We start from the raw sequence: 19,290 nt of genomic DNA, 5'->3' as shown, positions 1-19,290 counted from the left end.
TTGGAAAGCAGACGCGCTTTTTCAGACACTTTCGCACTCATTTCCTAAGCTTTTTGGTAGGGCGCCTTCCCGGGCATTTTTTCTTTCGTTCCCTCGTTCCAAGAACGTTCGAATTGGTGGAGCTGTTCTCAACCGTGACGTTCACTGTATTCCCGCTATTGCCCCCGCCTGCACCCGAAATAGATTTGGTAACGCTTTTCGGAGAATTGTTGGCGGTGTCACCGAATTGGATCGTGCCAAAGTTATTTTGAATTTGCACACTACCAATACTCGCTGGCATGCTCCCTCCTCCTTCCCCTTCCATTGGGACTACTTATACAGTATGAATAACAGATTTATGATGATTGGACGATGGCTGACAAGTACTGGATAAAGCAAAAAAACCGGACGAAATCGCCCGGCTTCTTGCTTGTTTCATGCTTATTGTGCGGTATAGCCACCATCGACCAACAGGCTTGTCCCTGTCACGAAAGAAGCATCGTCGCTAGCTAGGAACAACACTGCTTTGGCTACTTCCTCTGGTTTGCCGAGTCGGCCCATCGGATGCAGACTGATCAGATGCTGATTCATCTCTTCGGTACGACCTGCAATCAACGGTGTATCGATATAGCCCGGGCAGACTGCGTTAACGCGAATGCCCTCTTTTGCATACGTAATGCCGAGTGTTTGACTCAAAAGCTTCACGCCACCTTTTGCCGAGGAATAAGCGGTAACCCCTGCTTTTCCCGCATGGCTGTGGATCGACCCGCAGTTTACGATTGCGCCCCCGGTGCCTTGGGCCAGCATTTGCTCAATCACGTATTTATCGCACAGAAATACACCTGTCAGGTTAATATCGATGGTTCGTTGCCAGTCATCGAGTGAGAGCTTGTGAGCGGCATTGTCTTTGGCAATCCCTGCATTGGCAAACAGGACGTCCACTTTGCCGAATCTCTCGACAGTAGCACTGACCATTTGTTTGACCTCGTCTTCCTTGGTCACATCCGTTTTTACATACAGAGCCTCATGACCTTCTGCGTTCAGTTGATCTGCTAACTCCTGTCCACGCGGGGAAAAGTCGGCAATGACTACTTTGGCTCCTTCACTTGCAAACTGACGAACAGTAGTCTCCCCAATTCCGCTGGCTCCTCCTGTTACAATCGCTACTTTATCCACGAATCTCATTGGTCATCTCTCCTTTTGCAAGACTCAAATGCCGATCTTTAGCGTGCGGTTCCGCCGCCATCAATGACGAATTCTGCTCCTGTCACATGTCCCGACTCATCGGCGGCCAGGAACAACACCATATTGGAAACATCATCTACGGTGCCCAAACGTCCGCTTGGTACTCCCTGTGCCAGCTCCGCTTTGGAATGCTTGGTTGCTTCGGATGCATACGTTACCATGCCGGTATCGATATAGCCCGGGTGAATCGAGTTGACACGTACACCTTGGCCTGCATATTCAATGGCTGCATCCTTGGTCATGATGCGGACTGCGCCTTTGCTCGCTCCATACAGGACATGCCCTGGGGCACCGATCAAGCCTGCGATCGATGATGCATTGATGACTGATCCGCTTTGCTGCTTCGCCATGACTGGCATCGCATGCTTCATACCCAAGAATACGCCCGTGACGTTAATCGCCATCAGTCGATTCCAATCCTCCAGCGTGATTTCTGCTAACGGCTTGATGATATAAATTCCTGCATTATTAAACAGAATGTCCAGTTTTCCATATTGTTTTACGGTCGCGGCGACCACTTGCTCCCACTGTTCCTCACGACTGACATCGTGGGCAATGGCGTGTGCATCTCCACCCGCTTCCTTTATTTCGGCTACTGTCTGACTGGCGCTGTCCAGATTTATATCGGTAACGATTACCTTTGCCCCTTCTTTCGCAAAACGAAGAGCTGTGGTTTTTCCGATGCCTGTTCCACCACCGGTGATAATCGCTACTTTTCCTTCCAATCTCGCCATTGCAAACGCCTCCATTTACAAAATTCACGGCAGGCTGTTTCTCTCTGCCCTTGCTTCCATTATAGACCTTCCGTATATTTAATTATATGTAAACATACTTATCATTACTTAACTATGACTAAAGGAAGTGAGTCGCTCCTCATGCATTTAGAGCAGCTCGAATATATCGTGGAAATAGCGAAAACCGGCTCTCTGACCAAGGCCTCCCAGAACAAGCATGTCACGCTTTCTGCTATCAGCCAGTCCCTGTCCAGCCTGGAAGCCGAGCTTGGCGTTTCTTTGTTTACCCGTTCCCGAATGGGCGCAGTCCCTACTCCAGAAGGACGCATCATTATTAAAAAAGCATTAGAGGCCTTAATGAAGATTCAAGAAATCCAGGAAGAGGCGCAAAATTATACAAACACGCTTAGTGGCGAGCTCAGGCTGGCGACGATCCCTGGTCCCATGAATCTGCTGGTGAATGCAATTACCAGCTTCAAAAAGGATTATCCGCAAATCCGAACGGAAATCGCTGAAAAAGGCACACAGGAAATTTTGGAGGACATTCGTCAAAACAAAATTGATATTGGCCTGATCATCATGTATGAAAGCCTGATTCAAAAAAGCGCTGGTCTCGGTTTCGTATTCGAGCGGCTCCTCAAGGGAAAAATGGTGGTGGGTGTCAGTAAAAACTCGCCGCTCGCCTATCAAGACTCCGTTACACCGGACGAGTTGTGTCAGTACTCCTTTGTGCTCTACAACGATGATTATGTAAAATGGTTTGCGAACGATTTCGCCGCCAAATACGGCCCAGTCGATATTTTATTTACAACAAACAATACGGACGCCATCCGTAATGCTGTCCGCGAAAATATGGCCGTCACAATCGGATTGGACTATTCCTTTATCCATGAGCCTTATTTACAATATACGGATCTTGTCACACTCGATCTCGCTATCCCTGATCAACAGCCGATTTATCTTGGCTGCGTCCGATCAGAGGAGCGTCATTATTCAAGTATTTCCATGAGCTTTACGAACCGGCTGCAATACGATTTGAAGCAAAAAAGCTCCGCTCTCCAGCCCTAGGCAAAAAAGAGAGGCTGCACTCTGGTTTGTCCCCGCAGCCTCTTCTCTTCCTGTTATTCTGCTGGCGCCACAAACGTCTGCGTCGCTTTTCCCTCGATGATCATCGCTGACCTCGCCTTCACCACTTGATTTTCATAGTTGTAGTCCTCAGTAGAAAAATTGGCGATAACCTGCAAATCATCTCCATAGCTCGTACGCTGCACCAATCTGTCTTTGGTCAGCACGGTAAAACCAGTCATTTCGCGCTGTACCGCTTTTTGATGAAAAGGAGACCAGACCTTGAGATGGTTCATGATGGTTTGCTGATTTTCTTCCCATCTTTTACTGTCCAGGTGATAGAGCGGGGGCACATTGTACAAAAGCTCGCTGAGCATGCGCGTGCCGACTTCTCCTTTGATTTTAAGACTATCCCACTCCCAGTGATGGCTCGTGATGACGGAATTGTTGTATACAAGCTTGAAAAGCGGCAATGAGTAGGCCGGGTCTATATACACATGTCTGTACAAGGGCTTGATCGGAACCTCTTTTGCGTAACGCTCCGGAATCTCACCCGCTGGTGACCAGTAGCCGCCAATGTAATACGGGCTCGTTTTATTTTTTCTCATGTCCTCGTCAGCCCATTTAATGACCGGCGTCTCAATCCCATGAGCGAAAGCGATGCTGCTGCTGGCGTAGTCATTTCCCGTTTCTGACCCGATCACCATGTTCTTCTCATCACGAATGTAGTTCATGCGCTCCAGCTTTGCCTGCATATCCTCTTTTTCTGTCGTCTGGTGTGCTGCCGAATAATCGTCATGAAACTCACCCGCAGCGTCCACATCGATGAACCATGAGTTGAAAGCCACGCCACCAGTGAGAAGCTCATCCATGCGCTGCTTGACGCTTGGCAAAGACAAGGTCGGATTGAGCAGTCTGCCCTGCCCCAGGAAGCCGCCTTTCTTTTCACCATTTTTCTTGGTGATCGTCGCATTCTCATACAAGCTTTTATCCTTGAAAATAGCGGTATTCCAATCCTGATTCTCCTCCTTGTGGATGGAGTGATAGGAATCGTAGGATGCGATCAAATAGCCTGCGTCATTTGCCTGCTTGATGAATTCCGGCTTCATAAATGCTGCTGTCCAGTCCGGCAGACCAATCCAGGCATGCTCAACTCCGGCCATTTTCATTTGCTTCAGCAGCTCTGTCGAATCAGCATCTCCCCAGCGTTCAACAGCAGGAACCGCATCCTGCAATACACTTTTCAAAAGCCTTTTGTTCAGGTCGTACAGCTCGACCTCTGTTAGCTCATTGATCCCTTTTTGCAGCAGAGCAGTTGTCTGCTCATCCATTCCTGTAAAGACTGCCGGATTGTAAAAATCCCGAGAGCGCAATGCATAGTTGAAGCCGCTCAAGATCGCTTTCTTTTGAAAAGGAGCGACGTAATCCTGTTTTTTAATTTCCCTGAACTGTTTCATACTCTCAGCGCCATCTTCTCCATTTTGCACCAGCAACTGCTCCAGCCAGTTTACGAAACGGTCATTCAGCTTGTTTTTCAGCATGCCCCATTTCACATCGGCATCCGTCAAAAAAGTCTTGTTCCACAAATAAAAATGCGGGGCTCCATAGAGCTTTTCCACCTCTTGATTAGCAGCCGCTTTCTGCATGAGTGTCGTCAAGCCGCCCTGCTCCTGAATCATGCGCTTGTACACCCCAGCCACACTGACCGGATCATTGTCTGTCACATACAAGCGAAACCCGTACGTCTTGTCTGGGTTAATCGAAGGAAACTCATGCGAAAAGCTAAAAGAAAGCGCGGAATCCGACTTAAAATCTACTGTGTTATTGAACATGTTGTCCACGATGTAAAGCAATGCGTATTTGTTTTTATTGATGGCAAAAAAACGCATCGAGAACGATTCACTAAAGCTCAGGCTCTCCTCGTTTAAAAACGCTTGCCAATCCTTGTCCGCGGCGGGAATCCACTTTCCTTCGCCCAGCGGTAGCATGTAGCTGTTGCCTGATACATGAGGCCAAGTAAAGGCATCTGCGCCAGTCGAAGTCAGGTTGATCTGCAAATGATCTCCTTCCTGTTTGACCGAAATGTTCATTTGATCATCGGGGTAGCTCCAGGAAATTTCCTTCGCATCTTTATGTAGGTTCGTCACCGTACGCTTGGACATGGGGACAGATGCGCTCTCCTTAACGCCATCCTTTTCAATAAACAGCTCAAATGTCTCCGGATTGACATCGAAGGAGAAGACAGGCTGCTTGTTGGCTATTGCCTGGACACGATTTGAATCGTTATCTCCAGCCGATTGTTGGATGGGCTGCTCGCTTTCGCACCCCGTCACCATCTGGAGCATGAGCGTCAACATGATGAATACCATACTTTTCTTTTTCATAGTTACCTCCCAATAACGTATAACGATATACAACGTAATACGATGTACATAAATGCAAGAAGTCTGCGAGAATACGAGGCCCCTATTCCCTGTGACTTCATCTTGTTTTGTTTGAACAGCTTATAAAAGCTGTTTCGTCATTTTACTTTTTCCTTTTCATGATAGCAGCTCCTGTTTTGAACACGCCATAACCAAGCAAGGCTCCCACCACATTAAGCAGCAGATCATCGACATCAAAGCTTCCTAAAGCAAAGAGGAACTGTAAAAACTCAATGCCCAGGCTCGCAAGCAGTGCTGTAAAAAAGATGCGATGGATGCTTTGAAACGTTGGGAATAACAAGGGCAATAGCATCCCCAGTGGCATGAACAGGGCAATATTCCCAAACAAATTGTAGACGAGCGTATAAGCACTGTATCGATTAGAGTGAATCACATAGTCGATCAGTGTAGACAGCGGCTTCGTATTTTGAAAGAGATGGGTGTACTCTGGTACCCCGTATTCAATCATCCGCTGCTTCCAATCAATCGTAAAAGCACGACGTTGCCATCGATCAGGTGACAGCAGCACGAGATAGCTAGTTATTGCCAGATAGAGTCCAAACAGTGACATGACCCATTTTCGGACATATTTATCAAGCAGCGGCATCGACTCTTTGAGCTGTTGACTGATAGTCGCATGCGAACCAAAGCGCTGGATAGCCATGGCGGATGCTGCTGCTTCCTCATAGCCTTCCTCGATCAATTCCCACTTCATGCTCCCCAAATGATCTAGCAGCTCATCCTTGATATCCTGTTTTTCTCTTTTCGAGCATGGCAAATCTTTAACCACCTGCTCCACATATTCCTGTAGCTGCATCGTTACTCACTTCCCTCATTGCAGAGCGTGACGAGCTGGCTCAGTCTCTGCCAATCCTTCATTTTGTCTTCCAGTAGCTCCCGCCCCGCCTTGGTGATGCGGTAATATTTTCGACGTCCGCCTTCGTTCGCTTCTCCCCAATATGATTCTACAGCCTTTTGTGTTTCGAGTCGTTTCAATGCCGGGTATAAGGTTCCCTCACCGATCTCGTAAGCCTCGTTGCTTTTCTCTCGAATCATTTTGGCCAACTCATAGCCGTATCGATCTTTTTGAGCGATCAGAGAGAGCAGCAAGAGATCGATGCTTCCTTTCAGCAACTCCTTGTTCACAAAAACAACTCCTTTTCTGACTTGGATTGAGAGTACCACAGCATACATCGTAATACAAGGTATTTTATCATTGGGAATATGCGATAAATAGACTTTGAATCTATGTAATTATTGACAATTATAAAATAGGTATATAGACTTAATTCGACAATGTAAAACATAGATCGACAAGTACATTCGGATGATTTCTCTTTTCTAAAGCAGCGAGAATCTAGGTCTTTGGAACGTATAGAAAGGGAGACTTTCACCTATTTCGAGCAAATCACTTCTATATCGTGACTTCGTGCTCTCAAACAGGAGGAACTAACATGCTAGCAAACTTTTCGAGCATTGCCCTTAACACAGTTCTCTTGGCCTATTTTATGATCGGTGTGCTGTTTTTGTATTCTGAATACAAATTTTTGAGTAAAATAAAAGACTCGAAGAAATAGAATACTTCATTAGATTACGCAAAAGGAGTTCACATCGAAGTGAGATCATTTTTTCGCCCATTTTTGCAAAAGAAAGCGCCGGAGAAAGAGGAGTTCACGTACAAGGAGCTGAATTCCAGCTTAATCAAGTCGGCACGCTATGACCTCGAAGCCAATCATTTATACATTCGTTTTCAGGATGGCCGCGAGTTTGTGTACTGTCGTGTTACTCCTTACGCCTACAATGCCTTTTTGAATGCGGAATCGTTCAGTGCGCATTTTCACTCCTTTATTAACCTGCGCTACTTGAACTATCAAGTGATGTAGCCTTACACTTTTTTCCCATGTGAAAAGCCCTCTAGATTGCTAGAGGGCTTTTTTGGCTGCAGCTTATCATTTTAACGCTCGTTGCAAGAAGGTCCTTGTCCGTTCGAATTGGGCATTGGTAAACAATTGCTCTGGTGTACCTGCCTCTACAAACTCCCCGTTATCCATAAACATGATTTGGTTCGCCACTTCTCTCGCAAAGCCCATTTCATGCGTCACTACCATCATCGTCATGTGCTCTTGAGCTAGCTGCTTGATCACCTGAAGCACCTCGCCTGTCAGCTCTGGGTCAAGAGCCGATGTAGGCTCATCGAACAACAGAATATCCGGGTTCATCATCAGCGCCCGTGCAATAGCCACCCGCTGCTTCTGACCGCCCGAGAGCTTGGCCGGGTAGACATTCGCTTTATCAGCCAGTCCTACCTTCTCTAGCAGTTCTGTACTTCTTTGGCTGATCGCCTCTGTTGACTCGCCTTTTACCACACGTGGAGCAATCTCCAGATTTTCCTTCACCGTCAGATGAGGGAACAGATTAAAATGCTGAAAGACCATGCCCATTTTTCCCGTAATCTGCTTGATCTTTTGACTGTCGCCATAGACGCCTTCCTTGACCAAATACTCATCCTGAATTCGGATACTCCCACCGCTCACCTGTTCCAAGTAAACGAGACTTCGCAGCATCGTGCTTTTCCCCGATCCAGATGGTCCGATTACCGCAACGACATCGTTTTTGTTTACTTCAAAGGAGACATCCTTTAAGACTTCCAGATTGCCAAACGATTTTTTAAGATTGGATACTTGAATCATCGCCATTTCTCGCCAGTCCTTTATTCGAATTTGAACCTTTTTTCCAGCCACTTAAAAAACAGAGTCAACAAGAGGGTCATGAGCAAATAAATCACACCGGCAATAAAAAACGGAACAATGGTGAAGTCTCGATTCACCGCTGTCTGAGCAAAGTGCAGCAGCTCGGGAACCGCAACAGCGTAGAGCAGTGCCGTATCCTTCACCAAGGTGATGGATTCGTTCGCAACAGCAGGGAGTGCGACACGAAACATTTGCGGCAAAATGATTTTGGTGGTCGCCTGCCATTTGGTAAAGCCCAAAACCTGTGCCGCCTCATATTGGCCCTTGTCGATCGCAAGTAGCCCCCCTCTGAAAATCTCCGCAAAGTAAGCTGCATAATTCAGGACAAAGCCGACACAAGCAGCAACGAAACGGTCCATCACCAAATATTCGCCAACCACTGGCAAAAGGGGCAGTCCAAAGCAAATAAACAAGAGCTGCAAAAGGAGTGGTGTTCCACGCATGATATAAATATACGTATTTGCGAACCCGGCAAGTCCTTTATTGCCACTACCTGCCATCAACGTAATGAGAAAGCCTAACGGAATGGACACCAGAATGGCAATCAGAAACAGCAATACTGTCATCTGAGCCCCTTCCAGCATAGGCTTTGTAATCGAGATGATATAATCTACACTCATATGCATTTGCTCCTATTTCTTGGTTTTTGCCCCATCAAATCCGATGACGCTGGCGATTCCTGGTTGAACCTGTGCGATAAAAGCGAGGCTCCGCCAAAGTTGTTGGCGAAGCCATCCCTTCCTCCTATTTCAATACACGATCCTCGCCAAACCATTTTTCCGATAGTTTTGCAGCTGTTCCATCCTGATTCATGGTATCCAGCGCTTTTTGCAAATCATTCAGCAACGCTTCATTGCCTTTTTTCACGCCGATTCCGTACTCTTCCGGAGCGAGTGACTCATCCAAAAATTTGAAGGTTCCTTTATCTTTAGACATATAATAGTCAGCTACTACCTGGTCAATAACGACCGCATCAATGCGTCCGATTTTCAAATCACTCAGCGCGAGGACGTTGTCAGGGAACTCCGTAATCGTTTTGATCTGGTTTTTGATCTCATTTGCATCCAGGGCATCAGCCGCAGAGGAGAGCTTTTGCAGACCAACAACCTTGCCGGACAAATCAGCGAGCTTGCTCATATCCGATTTTGCTAGTGTTACAACCACCTGTGCATTTTTCAAGTAAGGCTTAGTGAAAAGAACCTTTCCTTTGCGTTCATCTGTGATGGTGTAACCGTTCCAGATCAGATCGATACGACCGCTGTTTAATTCAGACTCCTTGGAGCTCCAGTCGATCGGTTGAAAGACCATTTCTTTTCCCATTTTCTCTCCGGCTGCACGAGCGTAGTCAATATCAAAGCCGACCAACTCGTTTTTTTCATCCCGGAAACCCATTGGCGCAAACTTGTCATCGATTCCTACAACAATTTTATTGGCGCCTGCTCCAGTATTCGCGCTGGAACAGCCTACAACGAGCGAGAGCATGGCTCCCATGAGTAATGACACCAATGCAAATTTTTTCATCGTGATCCCCCTAGACCTTTTTCTATCTTTTAGTCTGATAAAGTGGTAATACGTTAACAAGTTATCATGATAACATATCAATCAGAAAGAGTCGATGATCTGCTAAAAAATAGAGAGTTTATAATAAATTCCAGCTGAATAAACACTTTGCCGGTTGTAGGGAGGAGAAAAGGCTCCAGGTTCTTGGGCCCCTTTTCCTCTCGAGACTCGTAGTATATCCAACTTCCATTTTTAGGGATTTAATAACACTTTGAAAGCATATCCATTGAAGATTGTTTTTAGAACAAAAAAACGTGGGATTCTTCTCCCACGTTTTCTATCGCTTTGTATTAGCAGATACATGTTTTGCGTTTTTGGCCGATTTTGCCTCGGTCTTCGATCTTTTGGATGTATTCGGTAGCTAGTGGAACTTTGCAGGCGGTTTGTCCGACATCGACTTGGACTTTGCCGATTGCTTTTGCGACTTCGAGTGCTTCGTCGTGCAGGGCCGGGACGTAGGCGCCGATGGAGATGACGAATTGGTTCATCGTGTAACGTACGCGGTTTCTTTCCTTGTGGATCGTTTCTTTGACACGGCTTAGCAGGTGCTTGATTTCTGCCAGGTCGAGCTTTTCATCGTCTGTGATGGAAACGTAGTTGGAATACGTATTCCAGCCGCACGCCGCGATCATTTCTTCCTCCGCGTCGATCCATTCTCTCGCCAGCTCTATTGCATACTCACTTTCCGCCGCCATGCTTGCTACGGTGTACTCTGAGAGCATGTACCAGTAAGCCTTTTTGACCCAATTGTTCAAGCGCTCCTTAGTCATGGTCTTGGGATCGACCGTCAGGCCCGCCAAATACATCGCATCCGAATTGCCCGTTTCATATAAAGCGATTGCGAGGCTTTGATCCCGCTTCACTTCTTTCACCAGCTTTTTCAAATCCCCGACCTTTACACCAAACAATGGCTCTTTGGCTCCGTGACGAAGAAAAGTCTTTTTCGTTTGCTCCGTGCCCAGTGCCTTCAGCTTTTGCATGACTTCCTCTACAGTCATCCCGTCACCTTCCCTGTTTCGCTCTCTCCCTCTATCATAACCATCTATCGGCACTTTTTCACTTCCATGCCTCTACAAGAAGTAACGTAAAGCCATGATCGAAACCATCCCCGCAACTACCGTTCCTAGCAAGCTTTTTGTTTTCATAGCGATGAGAACCGTAGGAATCGCTGCCAGCAGCTCGACATTGTTTACTAGAGACAGCTGTCCCTCCTTTACAAATAGCTCCTGTCCAACCAATGCTGCCATGACAGATATCGGAACGTAGTTCAGCCAGCGAATTCCCCACTCCGGGAGCTCCATCCGGCTTAAAACCATGAGCGGCAATACCCGAGGCAGGAATGTCACCAGGGCAGACCCGATAATAATCAAAAAGACATCCCATCTTACTTCCATTTATCTATCACCATCCCAATCGTAGAAGCCACTACCGTAGCTACAATTACCCCCACATTTCCCGGGTAAACAATCGCGACACCTACCGCAATGACTACTGCGCAAATAGCCACAATGACATCGAGCTTTACTTTTTTACGGCTGACAATCGCCAGGATCAACAAGCCGATAAACATGGCAGGCAGTGCAAAGTCCAGTCCAAACTTTTCCGGGTCGGAAATCCACTGTCCAAAATAGGCACCCGCAATATTGGCGAAAATCCAGTTGAGATACGCGGTCAGATTTAAGCCGTGCATCCATTTTTCATGGAGCTGTTTTCTTTTCGCTGCTTCGTTAATGGCAACACCAAAGGTTTCATCCGTCAAAAGCGAGCCTACCAGCATATTTTTAAACGGAGTAAGATGCCGAAAATAAGGAGATAGCGCCGCACTGAGCAGGATATGCCGCAAATTCACAAAAAAAATCGTAATCATAATGGCTGTTGCTGAACTCCCTGCGGCAATCATTCCCGCTGCAATAAACTGAGCGGAGCCTGCATACAACAAGACGCTCAGAAGTATGATCTCCAGAATGCTCAGACCCGCTGTCTTTTCCAAAACCCCCGCTGCAAATCCAATACTTAAATACCCCAGCAGAGTTGGAATACAATCCTTCACACCCTGCATAAAGCTGCCTTCATCTCTTGGAGTCGCATATGATTTGACTCGAAGCTCTTCTTGACTCACTCGTCTCCCTCTTCTCCTATTTTCTCTTTAGATGTTAGATAGATAACGACTATAAAAACAAGGAAGAAAATACGGTTCACCTCTACATGAACCGTTTTCCTGTTACCACCTGATAAAGATCCGGTTTGTTTCTCCAAAGAGCTTCTACTTTTTCTGGGCCGAGCACCTTGGTTACTTCTGCAAACATGATGTCATGGCGAATGTATTCGATGGCGACGAGGACGAGTGCCGGGTCTTGGGTTTTGACTGCCCATGCTACCCGATTCGGTCCGAAGTTTGCGATCAAGACCTCTTCTTTGTCTCGTGCCACGATGGTCAGATGACCGCCCATTCGCTCTTCCGCCACTTCTGGCGCCATATAGTCGTGATGGTAGGTGATTCCTACCTGTGTTTCTGCTTTTCCAAACAGGACGGAAAAGACAGGAATTCCCTCTTTTACGCGTCGATCAATCCGCTCCTGGATAAACTCGACCTGTGGCTCCCAAACGGATAGCCAGAGCTCTTCCTTGGCTCCCTCAATCATCTCGTTGATTTCCATGAGGACATGCTCATCGCTGCTGATGCGCCTGATGACGTCTACTTCCTGCTCGCTTTCCAGTGCAGTGAGCTTTTTTTCCAAGTAATCAAAGGATTGTTCAAAGTTGTTGCGCAGCCTCCCGATCAAGTCCTTGGCTGGCAACGGCGCATACGTGACTGGCTCGGAAGGTACGGTATGAACCGCCCCTTTATCAAGCAACTTGCCAATAACTTCGTAAATCATGGAACGCGGTACGCCAGAGCGTTTGCTGATTTCGTAGCCTGTGATTGGGGAATGCTTCAACAAGCTGATATAGGCCTTGCATTCATATTGGGAAAAGCCGAGCTTTTGCAGCTCTTTATAGATATCTTCCATAAAGGACCTCGTAGTAGTTATTGTTATACTTACTAATCTCACTATAAAGTGCTGGGATTTTGATGTCAATCGGGAGACGATCAAATGATACGTTCATTCGGACTGTAGTGGTGAGGAGAAAAAAGAAGAAAACGCTCCAGCTTCTTGGAACACTCTCTCGGGTCATTCCTGGCCGGCTCCATTCCAAAAGCGAAACCCGCGTCCAAAGTGGTCGGTTCTGGGGGCATCTCAGAGGTGGACGCTAAAAGCATGTTCCGCTTTTTCCATTGCGCCTTGGTAGGTGTTCCAAAGAGCTTCGCTTGTTTCTTCCTTTTTCTCTGCGAGCTTTCGAGGTGATTGAGAACTTTTCTTTTGAGTACATCTCGATGGAGCTTGTAAAGCTTCGCCAGAGAAGCATGTTTCCAGGCGGAGCGACTCGCGAAGTCCCGCTTAGCGGAGAGTCGATTCGCGGGAAACAGGAGCGTAACCCTGAATAATCTGCGTAGCGGCTACCACTTTTACGATCCGATCCCCCGCGAATCGGCTTGGAGCGGACAGTCTCCACTCCTTTGCAGGACGTAGACCGGAGCGAAGAATGGAAACAGGCTTCTCTCCTCCGCAGCCACGTTACATATTCCAATAAGAAAACGCCGGCAATATGCCGACGCTTTCGATTAACTTTACACTTCAGGACTGTTTCAACCGATACTTCGCCTCCAGCTTGTTGAACACATAGGAGAAAATCAGCACGAGCACCAAATAGTACACACCCGTCACCACGTACGTTTTCAACGGCTGATAGTTCGTCCCTGCGATTGCAATGGTTGTTCCCCAAAGGTCTGACATGCCGATATAAGCGACGAGGGAAGACTCCTTCAAGCAAATAATAAATTGGTTGCCGAGCGAGGGAAGGGCCCGCTTGATTGCTTGTGGCAAAATGATGCGGCGCATCGCTAGTGCGTAGGTCATTCCGAGCGAACGCGATGCTTCCATCTGCCCTTTATCTATTGAAACAATGGCGCCACGGAAAATCTCCGAAATATAAGCACCGTTATGGATGGCGAGTGCCAATACCCCTGCCCAATACTGGGGGAGGGACACAATCGAGGAGATACCGAAATAAAGAATCGCAATTTGTACAATCATCGGCATGCCACGAATCAATGCCAGATACACATTGGCAATATAGTTCCATATTTTAAGATGAGAAAGTCGAAAGAAAGCAAATAAAAGTCCAATCGCGCATCCCAGTACAAGCGAGCCAAGCGTTACTCGAATCGTCAGGAACAAAGCCTCTAGCAAAGCGTCATAGTTTGCAAGAAAAATATCTACCATAGGATCACTTCCACCATCAGGTTATTCGATGCTTGTCTCATTTTTTCGGATCACCCAGGATATTGGTGCCAAACCATTTTTGACTGATCTTGTCGTACGTACCATCCGCTACAATCTCTTCGAAGGCTTTGTTCATTTTGTCCAGCAGCTCTTTGTTGTCTTTATTCACAGCGATCCCCTGCTCATCGTAGACAAGTGGATCACCGACAGGCTTGATTTCCAACCCGCCATCCTTGATCGCAAGCAAGCCGAAAATCTGGTCTGCAATCACGGCATCTATTCGCTTGGTCTTTAAGTCCATCATCGCCGGAACATCCCCGGAGGAGTATTTCATGACGTTCTCCTTATCGGTCAGCGTCAATGCTACCTTTTCGTAGTTTGTTGCGGGCGTCGTTCCGATTTTCTTGCCTTTCAAATCCGCCGCTGACTTGATATCCTCGTTGTCCTTGTCGACGAAGATTTGCGAGCCGGAACGATAGTAAGGCGTAGAAAAATTGACGGCCTTTAATCGTTCCTCCGTAATCGTCATGCTCCCGAGGATCGCGTCAAACTTTTTGTCAATCAAGCCCTGGATAATCGTTTCGTACGGGAATGTAATCGCTTTTGGAGTCATCCCCATCTTGGCTGCCAGCGCCTCTCCAATCTCTACGTCAAAGCCGACCAGCTCGCCATTTTCCTTATAATTAAAAGGCTTATAAATGCCGCTCATCGCATAAACAAACTCTTTTTGCCCGCCGGCTTGTGCACCATCCTTTTGGTCACCACAGCCAGCAAGCAAAACCGAACCTAGCAAAACGATACTCATCAAACCAGCCAACATCTTCTTTTTCATGCTGATACCCCCAAGAATTCGTATCCTTCTGATAAAAGTGTTCTATAAAATTCGTTGTAAAAATTGTTTGGTTCGTTCATTTTGTGGGCTTTCAAAAAAGGTATTCGGATGCCCCTGCTCCAATATTTGACCATTGTGCATGAAAGCGACACGATCAGCTACCTCACGGGCAAAGCCCATTTCATGCGTAACAACCACCATTGTCATCCCATCACTTGCTAGCTGCTTCATGACTTGCAATACCTCCCCTACCAATTCCGGGTCCAGTGCAGAGGTAGGCTCGTCAAACAGCATAATCCGCGGCTCCATCGCGAGTGCTCGTGCGATCGCAACCCGCTGCTTTTGTCCGCCTGAGAGCATATCCGGGTAGACGTCTGCCTTGTCCTTCAGCCCTACTTTTTCGAGCAGCTTCAGCGCCAATGCTCTTGCTTCCTCTTTCTTTTTCTTTTTTACGTGAACAGGCGCTTCCATTACGTTTTCCAAAACGGTTTTGTGCGGGAACAGATTGAAATGCTGAAAGACCATCCCTACCTCTGCTCGCACTTGATTCAGATCTGTCTTTTGCGGAACAATCTGACTGCCCATCAATCGAATTTCACCCGAGTCGTACAGCTCTAAAAAATTGAGGCAGCGCAAGAGTGTGCTTTTGCCCGATCCGCTTGCCCCCAGCAACACGACTACTTCCTTTTGACTGACCGATAGATCGACTCCATTCAAGACGGTCAGTGGGCCAAACGTTTTCACCAAGCTTTTTACTTGAATCATACTCGATCCCCTATCCTCTCTGATAAACTAATTCGCCATTTCGATAGGTTTTTGTGACGCGAACCTGATCAATCTCTTCCGGAGCAATCGCAAAAATATCGCGGTCCAAGACGATAAAATCTGCCCAATAGCCTGGGGCAAGCTGTCCAATATCAGGAATGCGCGTGACCTGCTGCGCGCCTTTTGTGTACAGCATAACGGCTGTAGGCACATCGATTCTTTCTTCCTGTCCCGTATCCGTTCCATCGTAGGCGATCCGTGTAACGGCTGACTTCAGTCCCACAAACGGGTTCGCAGGGTCTGCCCAGGCAGTTGCCGGTGCATCAGAGGATATGGACACTTTTACTCCCGCTTCCAGAAAAGAACGGATCGGATAAGCCTTCTTCGTTCTCTCCGCACCAAGATTATTCAAATAGCTTTCAATCTCTGCATACAAAAAGATCGGCTGTGGAATCAAGGCAATCCCCGCTTCACTCGCTTGCCTGATCATTTCTTCGGTCAGAAGAGCCGCATGCTCGATACGAATCGACGGTGCATCTGGAATCCATCCTTTTTTACCGCTGAAAGTGTCTAGGATCAGCTGAATCGCTTTTTCGCCCATGGCGTGAATCAGCAGTTGAATTCCGTGCTTTTCGGCAAACGCTCCCGCTTCCAGTAATTCTTCATTAGAGGTCATCGCGATGCCGTCAATTTCCGTTTCCAAAAAGGGAGGGTCTACCCATGCCGTCTGACCGGAAACGCTGCCATCTGCAAAGAGCTTGACCCCTCCAATGTGAATGTGGGCACGCGGGTCCGTTTTTTCAGTAACCAAGGACGGATCTTTTTTCAGATCATCCCACAAATAGTACATAACGGTGCGGTGCTGAAACCCGACCTCCTTTGCACGCTGGTACGTTTCAAAATAGTCGGTAGGCTCGGAGCGGGCCATGAGCTCAGCGATCGTTGTAATCCCATGTGAAAACAGGTGCGGACCAAGCTCTGCCAATGAAGCTGCATCTTGTTCAATCGAAGTAGACGGTAAAAGGCCAGCTACCAGCTTTCGGGCATTTTCTCGCAAGATGCCTGTTGGTTCTCCATTCTCATCCTTATCAATTTGTCCGCCTTGTGGGTTTGGCGTGTCTCTGGTGATCCCGAGCTTATGCAAAACAAAGCTATTTACAGCACAGATGTGACCACAAGAGCGGGTAACAATCACAGGTACATCGGAAGCTGCCTGATCCAGATCCCAGCGACTTGGCGCTCTGCCTTCAGTCAGCTTGCCTTCGTCGTAGCCCCAGCACTGGATAACAGAAGCATCCTGATGTGTTTCTCGGTAGGCACGTATTTCGCCCAACAATTGTTCAATGGAATGCAGCGCAGGAGGTGTGCAGGCGATCTGCTTGAACGTATGAGCAAGCATAAGCGGGTGCATATGTGTATCAATCAAACCCGGAAGTACCCTGCTGCCATGAAGGTCGATTTTTTCTCCTTCGCACTCAGGCAGATCGGCTTCCTCTCCAATCCAGGCAATCCTGCCTTCCCTTATGACCATGGCTGATGCGTACGGCCGATCTGAATGAGAGGTAAAGATTTGTCCATTTACAAAAACCTTGTTCAATTGATGAGCCCCCTTTGAATCTATCGATGCTTAGTTCCCCAAATTCCTTATCCATGTTTCATGCCAAAGACCAAGAGAGAAAAAAGCGAATCAAGAGGCAAAAGAGCAGGTTTTTCAATCTGAATTATCTTAATATTAAGTGTTTTGATGTAACATTGTTTCGAAACCGATACAGACGATCTAGATTCGGTTCAATTCTTTCCCCCGCAATTGCTTTCTTGAAGCAGAATCTGTATCGCTATCGGTACAGATTTGCAAAGAAGCCCTTTCCATCATCCCGTCTGCCCCGATTTCTTAATGGGATTTATCGTTTTTTGGCATACAAAAAAATCCCTGATTGCTCAAGGATTTTTCCGTCTGTGCATTGTTTATTTATCCGTTTTGAATTTCACCATCAATGATGGTCATCGCGATTTTGGTTTCCAGCAGCTCATCTGGATTTTCGAGGGAAAAGAGGTCTTTCGAATACACGGTCATATCCGCCAGTTTGCCTCTTGAGATTGTACCTTTGAGATGCTCTTCGTTGGTCGCATATGCTCCGCCGATCGTAAATACATTCAGGGCTTCGTACATGGACAGCTTCTCTTTTTCGTACCAGCCGTTATGCGTTTCAGAAGGCGCTCGGCGTGTCAGTGCCGCATGGATGCCGAGCAGTGGATCAACAGGCTCGACAGGAGCGTCCGAGCCACCCGCACATAAAACCCCTGCTGATAGCAGCGTTTTCCATGCATACAAATATTCGCCTCTTTGCTCCCCTACCCGCTCCTTAACCCATGGGAAATCTCCCACTACAAATCTCGGCTGGATATCGGCAATCCGGCTAGGGTCAGCCAAACGCTTCACCAAATCTTCGCGCAGCAAGGAAACATGGATCAGGCGATCACGGTAATCCACTTTTGGCATTTGGTCGAGAATGTCCAGAACATCTGCCAGAGCTTTGTCGCCAATCGTGTGTACAGCAATCGGCATCCGATGTTCTCTCGCCTCTTTAATCATGGAGAATAATGTTTCCGGCTCGTGCATCGCATCGCCAAAATGCCCCGGCGCATCCTGATAAGCCTCGGACAGCAGAGCAGTTCTTCTGCCAAACGCTCCGTCAGCAAAAATTTTGATCGAACCGATTTGCAATCTCTCATTCCCATAGCCTGCGTACATGCCTTTTTCTTGGAGGCGTTTGAGGTACGGATAATCGATCAACAGATTGCAGCGCAGTCGATGCTCCCCTTCATTTAGCAGTTCGTGATACATCCGATAGGTTTGATCGAGCCCACCCAAATAGGCAGGATCATTCGTATGCGCCCCTGTCAGCCCCAAGCTAACGGAATATTTCATCGCTTGTCCAAGCGCAAATTTCATTTCCTCGTACGTTTTTTCGGGGATGTGTCTTGTGATCAGCTGGGAGGCAGATTCGAGCAATAGTCCTGTTGGCTTTTGGGTCTGCGGATCAAGAACGACGCTTCCCCCTGTCGGAACCTCGATAGCAGGATGATATTGGCTGATTTCCAGCGCCTTGCTGTTTACGAGAAACGCATGATGACAAACTCTTTTTAAGTAGACTGGACAATGGGGCGCTACCTGATCCAGCTCTTCAATCGTCGGGATCGTCCCTGTCTCAAACAGATTCTCGTCCCATCCCATCCCGATCAGCCATTTTCCGGGAGGAGTCGCATCCGCTCTTTCCTTTATTTTATCTAGCATTTCATTCTTTGATTTGACACCGGTTACATTCAAATCTAAAAAGTGGAAAGCAACACCCGACAAATGCAGGTGACTGTCTATCAGACCAGGAGAGGCCATCTTTCCTTGCAAATCAATAACGGGCGTACCAGCTCGTCCCCATTGCAGGATCATCTCGTCATGTGTACCAAGATCGGCAATTTTGCCATTTTCCACTACCACTGTTTCTACTAGCGGGTTTTCCGCATCTAGCGTATGAATTACGCCATTGGTATAAATGGTTCTTGTCATCGTTACTCCGCCCTTCTCTTTTTGATCAATATGCGAAGCGTGCCATA

Annotated in this window: 21 protein-coding genes; 3 read left to right on the top strand and 18 right to left on the bottom strand. The window is 47.3% G+C overall.

Translation table 11 applies throughout. The annotated features are described in order from the left end of the window. Positions 1–37: 37 nt before the first annotated feature. The 3 genes from ADS79_RS03810 to ADS79_RS03800 form a co-directional block, all read right to left on the bottom strand. A complete protein-coding gene (locus ADS79_RS03810; RefSeq protein ID WP_049737102.1) occupies positions 38–280 on the bottom strand; it encodes a spore germination protein in 243 nt (80 codons plus the stop codon). Positions 281–420: 140 nt separating this feature from the next. Beyond that, complete coding sequence (locus ADS79_RS03805) at positions 421–1,164, bottom strand: SDR family NAD(P)-dependent oxidoreductase (RefSeq protein ID WP_049737101.1); 744 nt, start codon at positions 1,162–1,164, stop codon at positions 421–423. Between the two features lie 38 nt (positions 1,165–1,202). After that, entirely contained in the window at positions 1,203–1,958 is a 756-nt protein-coding gene (locus ADS79_RS03800) for an SDR family NAD(P)-dependent oxidoreductase (protein ID WP_049737100.1), read from the bottom strand. A 141-nt stretch (positions 1,959–2,099) separates the two neighbouring features. On the opposite strand from ADS79_RS03800, the gene ADS79_RS03795 reads away from it, so the two are divergent. Further along, complete coding sequence (locus ADS79_RS03795; RefSeq protein ID WP_049737099.1) at positions 2,100–3,026, top strand: LysR family transcriptional regulator; 927 nt, start codon at positions 2,100–2,102, stop codon at positions 3,024–3,026. A 53-nt stretch (positions 3,027–3,079) separates the two neighbouring features. Here the strand turns inward: ADS79_RS03795 and ADS79_RS03790 are convergent, their stop codons facing one another. The 3 genes from ADS79_RS03790 to ADS79_RS03780 form a co-directional block, all read right to left on the bottom strand. Then, positions 3,080–5,407: a glycoside hydrolase gene (locus ADS79_RS03790; RefSeq protein ID WP_049737098.1), complete on the bottom strand. Its 2,328-nt coding sequence runs from the start codon at positions 5,405–5,407 to the stop codon at positions 3,080–3,082. Between the two features lie 142 nt (positions 5,408–5,549). After that, positions 5,550–6,263 (bottom strand): VanZ family protein, encoded by a 714-nt coding sequence (locus ADS79_RS03785; RefSeq protein WP_049737097.1) that lies wholly within the window; start codon positions 6,261–6,263, stop codon positions 5,550–5,552. A gap of 2 nt (positions 6,264–6,265) precedes the next feature. Then, positions 6,266–6,592: a PadR family transcriptional regulator gene (locus ADS79_RS03780; RefSeq protein ID WP_049737096.1), complete on the bottom strand. Its 327-nt coding sequence runs from the start codon at positions 6,590–6,592 to the stop codon at positions 6,266–6,268. A 470-nt stretch (positions 6,593–7,062) separates the two neighbouring features. On the opposite strand from ADS79_RS03780, the gene ADS79_RS03775 reads away from it, so the two are divergent. Next, the gene (locus tag ADS79_RS03775) at positions 7,063–7,329 is read left to right on the top strand and encodes a KTSC domain-containing protein (protein WP_049737095.1); all 267 of its coding nucleotides are present in this window, start codon (positions 7,063–7,065) and stop codon (positions 7,327–7,329) included. A gap of 66 nt (positions 7,330–7,395) precedes the next feature. Here the strand turns inward: ADS79_RS03775 and ADS79_RS03770 are convergent, their stop codons facing one another. From ADS79_RS03770 to ADS79_RS03740, 7 genes are all read right to left on the bottom strand, one after another. Beyond that, on the bottom strand, positions 7,396–8,142 hold the full coding sequence (locus ADS79_RS03770) for an amino acid ABC transporter ATP-binding protein (RefSeq protein ID WP_049737094.1): 747 nt from the start codon (positions 8,140–8,142) through the stop codon (positions 7,396–7,398). Between the two features lie 14 nt (positions 8,143–8,156). Continuing rightward, positions 8,157–8,816, bottom strand: a complete 660-nt coding sequence (locus ADS79_RS03765; protein WP_049737093.1) for an amino acid ABC transporter permease — start codon at positions 8,814–8,816, stop codon at positions 8,157–8,159. A gap of 124 nt (positions 8,817–8,940) precedes the next feature. Next, positions 8,941–9,717: an amino acid ABC transporter substrate-binding protein gene (locus ADS79_RS03760; protein WP_049737092.1), complete on the bottom strand. Its 777-nt coding sequence runs from the start codon at positions 9,715–9,717 to the stop codon at positions 8,941–8,943. A gap of 329 nt (positions 9,718–10,046) precedes the next feature. After that, entirely contained in the window at positions 10,047–10,754 is a 708-nt protein-coding gene (locus tag ADS79_RS03755) for a DNA alkylation repair protein (protein ID WP_049737091.1), read from the bottom strand. Positions 10,755–10,826: 72 nt separating this feature from the next. Next, positions 10,827–11,150, bottom strand: a complete 324-nt coding sequence (locus ADS79_RS03750) for an AzlD domain-containing protein (protein ID WP_049737090.1) — start codon at positions 11,148–11,150, stop codon at positions 10,827–10,829. Further along, the gene (locus tag ADS79_RS03745) at positions 11,141–11,815 is read right to left on the bottom strand and encodes an AzlC family ABC transporter permease (protein WP_049738125.1); all 675 of its coding nucleotides are present in this window, start codon (positions 11,813–11,815) and stop codon (positions 11,141–11,143) included. Before ADS79_RS03745 ends, ADS79_RS03750 begins: the two co-directional genes overlap by 10 nt. A gap of 142 nt (positions 11,816–11,957) precedes the next feature. Further along, the gene (locus ADS79_RS03740) at positions 11,958–12,767 is read right to left on the bottom strand and encodes a TrmB family transcriptional regulator (protein WP_049737089.1); all 810 of its coding nucleotides are present in this window, start codon (positions 12,765–12,767) and stop codon (positions 11,958–11,960) included. 332 nt (positions 12,768–13,099) lie between these two features. Between ADS79_RS03740 and ADS79_RS35175 the strand changes: the two genes are divergently transcribed. Continuing rightward, a complete protein-coding gene (locus ADS79_RS35175) occupies positions 13,100–13,243 on the top strand; it encodes a hypothetical protein (RefSeq protein ID WP_161807253.1) in 144 nt (47 codons plus the stop codon). Between the two features lie 190 nt (positions 13,244–13,433). Here the strand turns inward: ADS79_RS35175 and ADS79_RS03735 are convergent, their stop codons facing one another. From ADS79_RS03735 to ADS79_RS03715, 5 genes are all read right to left on the bottom strand, one after another. Continuing rightward, positions 13,434–14,081 carry an amino acid ABC transporter permease gene (locus tag ADS79_RS03735; protein ID WP_049737088.1) on the bottom strand — a complete coding sequence of 216 codons (648 nt, stop codon included), beginning with the start codon at positions 14,079–14,081 and terminating at the stop codon, positions 13,434–13,436. A 37-nt stretch (positions 14,082–14,118) separates the two neighbouring features. Beyond that, positions 14,119–14,913 carry a transporter substrate-binding domain-containing protein gene (locus tag ADS79_RS03730; protein WP_049737087.1) on the bottom strand — a complete coding sequence of 265 codons (795 nt, stop codon included), beginning with the start codon at positions 14,911–14,913 and terminating at the stop codon, positions 14,119–14,121. A 42-nt stretch (positions 14,914–14,955) separates the two neighbouring features. After that, positions 14,956–15,678, bottom strand: coding sequence for an amino acid ABC transporter ATP-binding protein (locus tag ADS79_RS03725; protein ID WP_049737086.1), 723 nt, complete (start codon positions 15,676–15,678; stop codon positions 14,956–14,958). Positions 15,679–15,688: 10 nt separating this feature from the next. Beyond that, entirely contained in the window at positions 15,689–17,275 is a 1,587-nt protein-coding gene (locus ADS79_RS03720; RefSeq protein ID WP_049737085.1) for an amidohydrolase, read from the bottom strand. A gap of 372 nt (positions 17,276–17,647) precedes the next feature. Next, positions 17,648–19,243, bottom strand: coding sequence for an amidohydrolase (locus ADS79_RS03715; protein ID WP_049737084.1), 1,596 nt, complete (start codon positions 19,241–19,243; stop codon positions 17,648–17,650). Positions 19,244–19,290: the final 47 nt, after the last annotated feature.

The sequence above is a fragment of the Brevibacillus reuszeri genome (assembly GCF_001187725.1).
Taxonomy (GTDB): Bacteria; Bacillota; Bacilli; order Brevibacillales; family Brevibacillaceae; genus Brevibacillus; species Brevibacillus reuszeri.
The sequence above is the reverse complement of the archived record's forward strand: the minus strand, read 5'-3'. Positions and strand labels throughout refer to the sequence as shown.

What these genes read in the sequence shown, in the direction of transcription:
- ADS79_RS03810 (WP_049737102.1), bottom strand. Translation starts at nt 280, where the DNA reads ATGCCAGCGAGTATTGGTAGTGTGCAAATTCAAAATAACTTTGGCACG.
- ADS79_RS03805 (WP_049737101.1), bottom strand. Translation starts at nt 1,164, where the DNA reads ATGAGATTCGTGGATAAAGTAGCGATTGTAACAGGAGGAGCCAGCGGA.
- ADS79_RS03800 (WP_049737100.1), bottom strand. Translation starts at nt 1,958, where the DNA reads ATGGCGAGATTGGAAGGAAAAGTAGCGATTATCACCGGTGGTGGAACA.
- ADS79_RS03795 (WP_049737099.1), top strand. Translation starts at nt 2,100, where the DNA reads ATGCATTTAGAGCAGCTCGAATATATCGTGGAAATAGCGAAAACCGGC.
- ADS79_RS03790 (WP_049737098.1), bottom strand. Translation starts at nt 5,407, where the DNA reads ATGAAAAAGAAAAGTATGGTATTCATCATGTTGACGCTCATGCTCCAG.
- ADS79_RS03785 (WP_049737097.1), bottom strand. Translation starts at nt 6,263, where the DNA reads ATGCAGCTACAGGAATATGTGGAGCAGGTGGTTAAAGATTTGCCATGC.
- ADS79_RS03770 (WP_049737094.1), bottom strand. Translation starts at nt 8,142, where the DNA reads ATGGCGATGATTCAAGTATCCAATCTTAAAAAATCGTTTGGCAATCTG.
- ADS79_RS03765 (WP_049737093.1), bottom strand. Translation starts at nt 8,816, where the DNA reads ATGAGTGTAGATTATATCATCTCGATTACAAAGCCTATGCTGGAAGGG.
- ADS79_RS03760 (WP_049737092.1), bottom strand. Translation starts at nt 9,717, where the DNA reads ATGAAAAAATTTGCATTGGTGTCATTACTCATGGGAGCCATGCTCTCG.
- ADS79_RS03755 (WP_049737091.1), bottom strand. Translation starts at nt 10,754, where the DNA reads ATGACTGTAGAGGAAGTCATGCAAAAGCTGAAGGCACTGGGCACGGAG.
- ADS79_RS03750 (WP_049737090.1), bottom strand. Translation starts at nt 11,150, where the DNA reads ATGGAAGTAAGATGGGATGTCTTTTTGATTATTATCGGGTCTGCCCTG.
- ADS79_RS03745 (WP_049738125.1), bottom strand. Translation starts at nt 11,815, where the DNA reads ATGCAGGGTGTGAAGGATTGTATTCCAACTCTGCTGGGGTATTTAAGT.
- ADS79_RS03740 (WP_049737089.1), bottom strand. Translation starts at nt 12,767, where the DNA reads ATGGAAGATATCTATAAAGAGCTGCAAAAGCTCGGCTTTTCCCAATAT.
- ADS79_RS03735 (WP_049737088.1), bottom strand. Translation starts at nt 14,081, where the DNA reads ATGGTAGATATTTTTCTTGCAAACTATGACGCTTTGCTAGAGGCTTTG.
- ADS79_RS03730 (WP_049737087.1), bottom strand. Translation starts at nt 14,913, where the DNA reads ATGAAAAAGAAGATGTTGGCTGGTTTGATGAGTATCGTTTTGCTAGGT.
- ADS79_RS03725 (WP_049737086.1), bottom strand. Translation starts at nt 15,678, where the DNA reads ATGATTCAAGTAAAAAGCTTGGTGAAAACGTTTGGCCCACTGACCGTC.
- ADS79_RS03715 (WP_049737084.1), bottom strand. Translation starts at nt 19,243, where the DNA reads ATGACAAGAACCATTTATACCAATGGCGTAATTCATACGCTAGATGCG.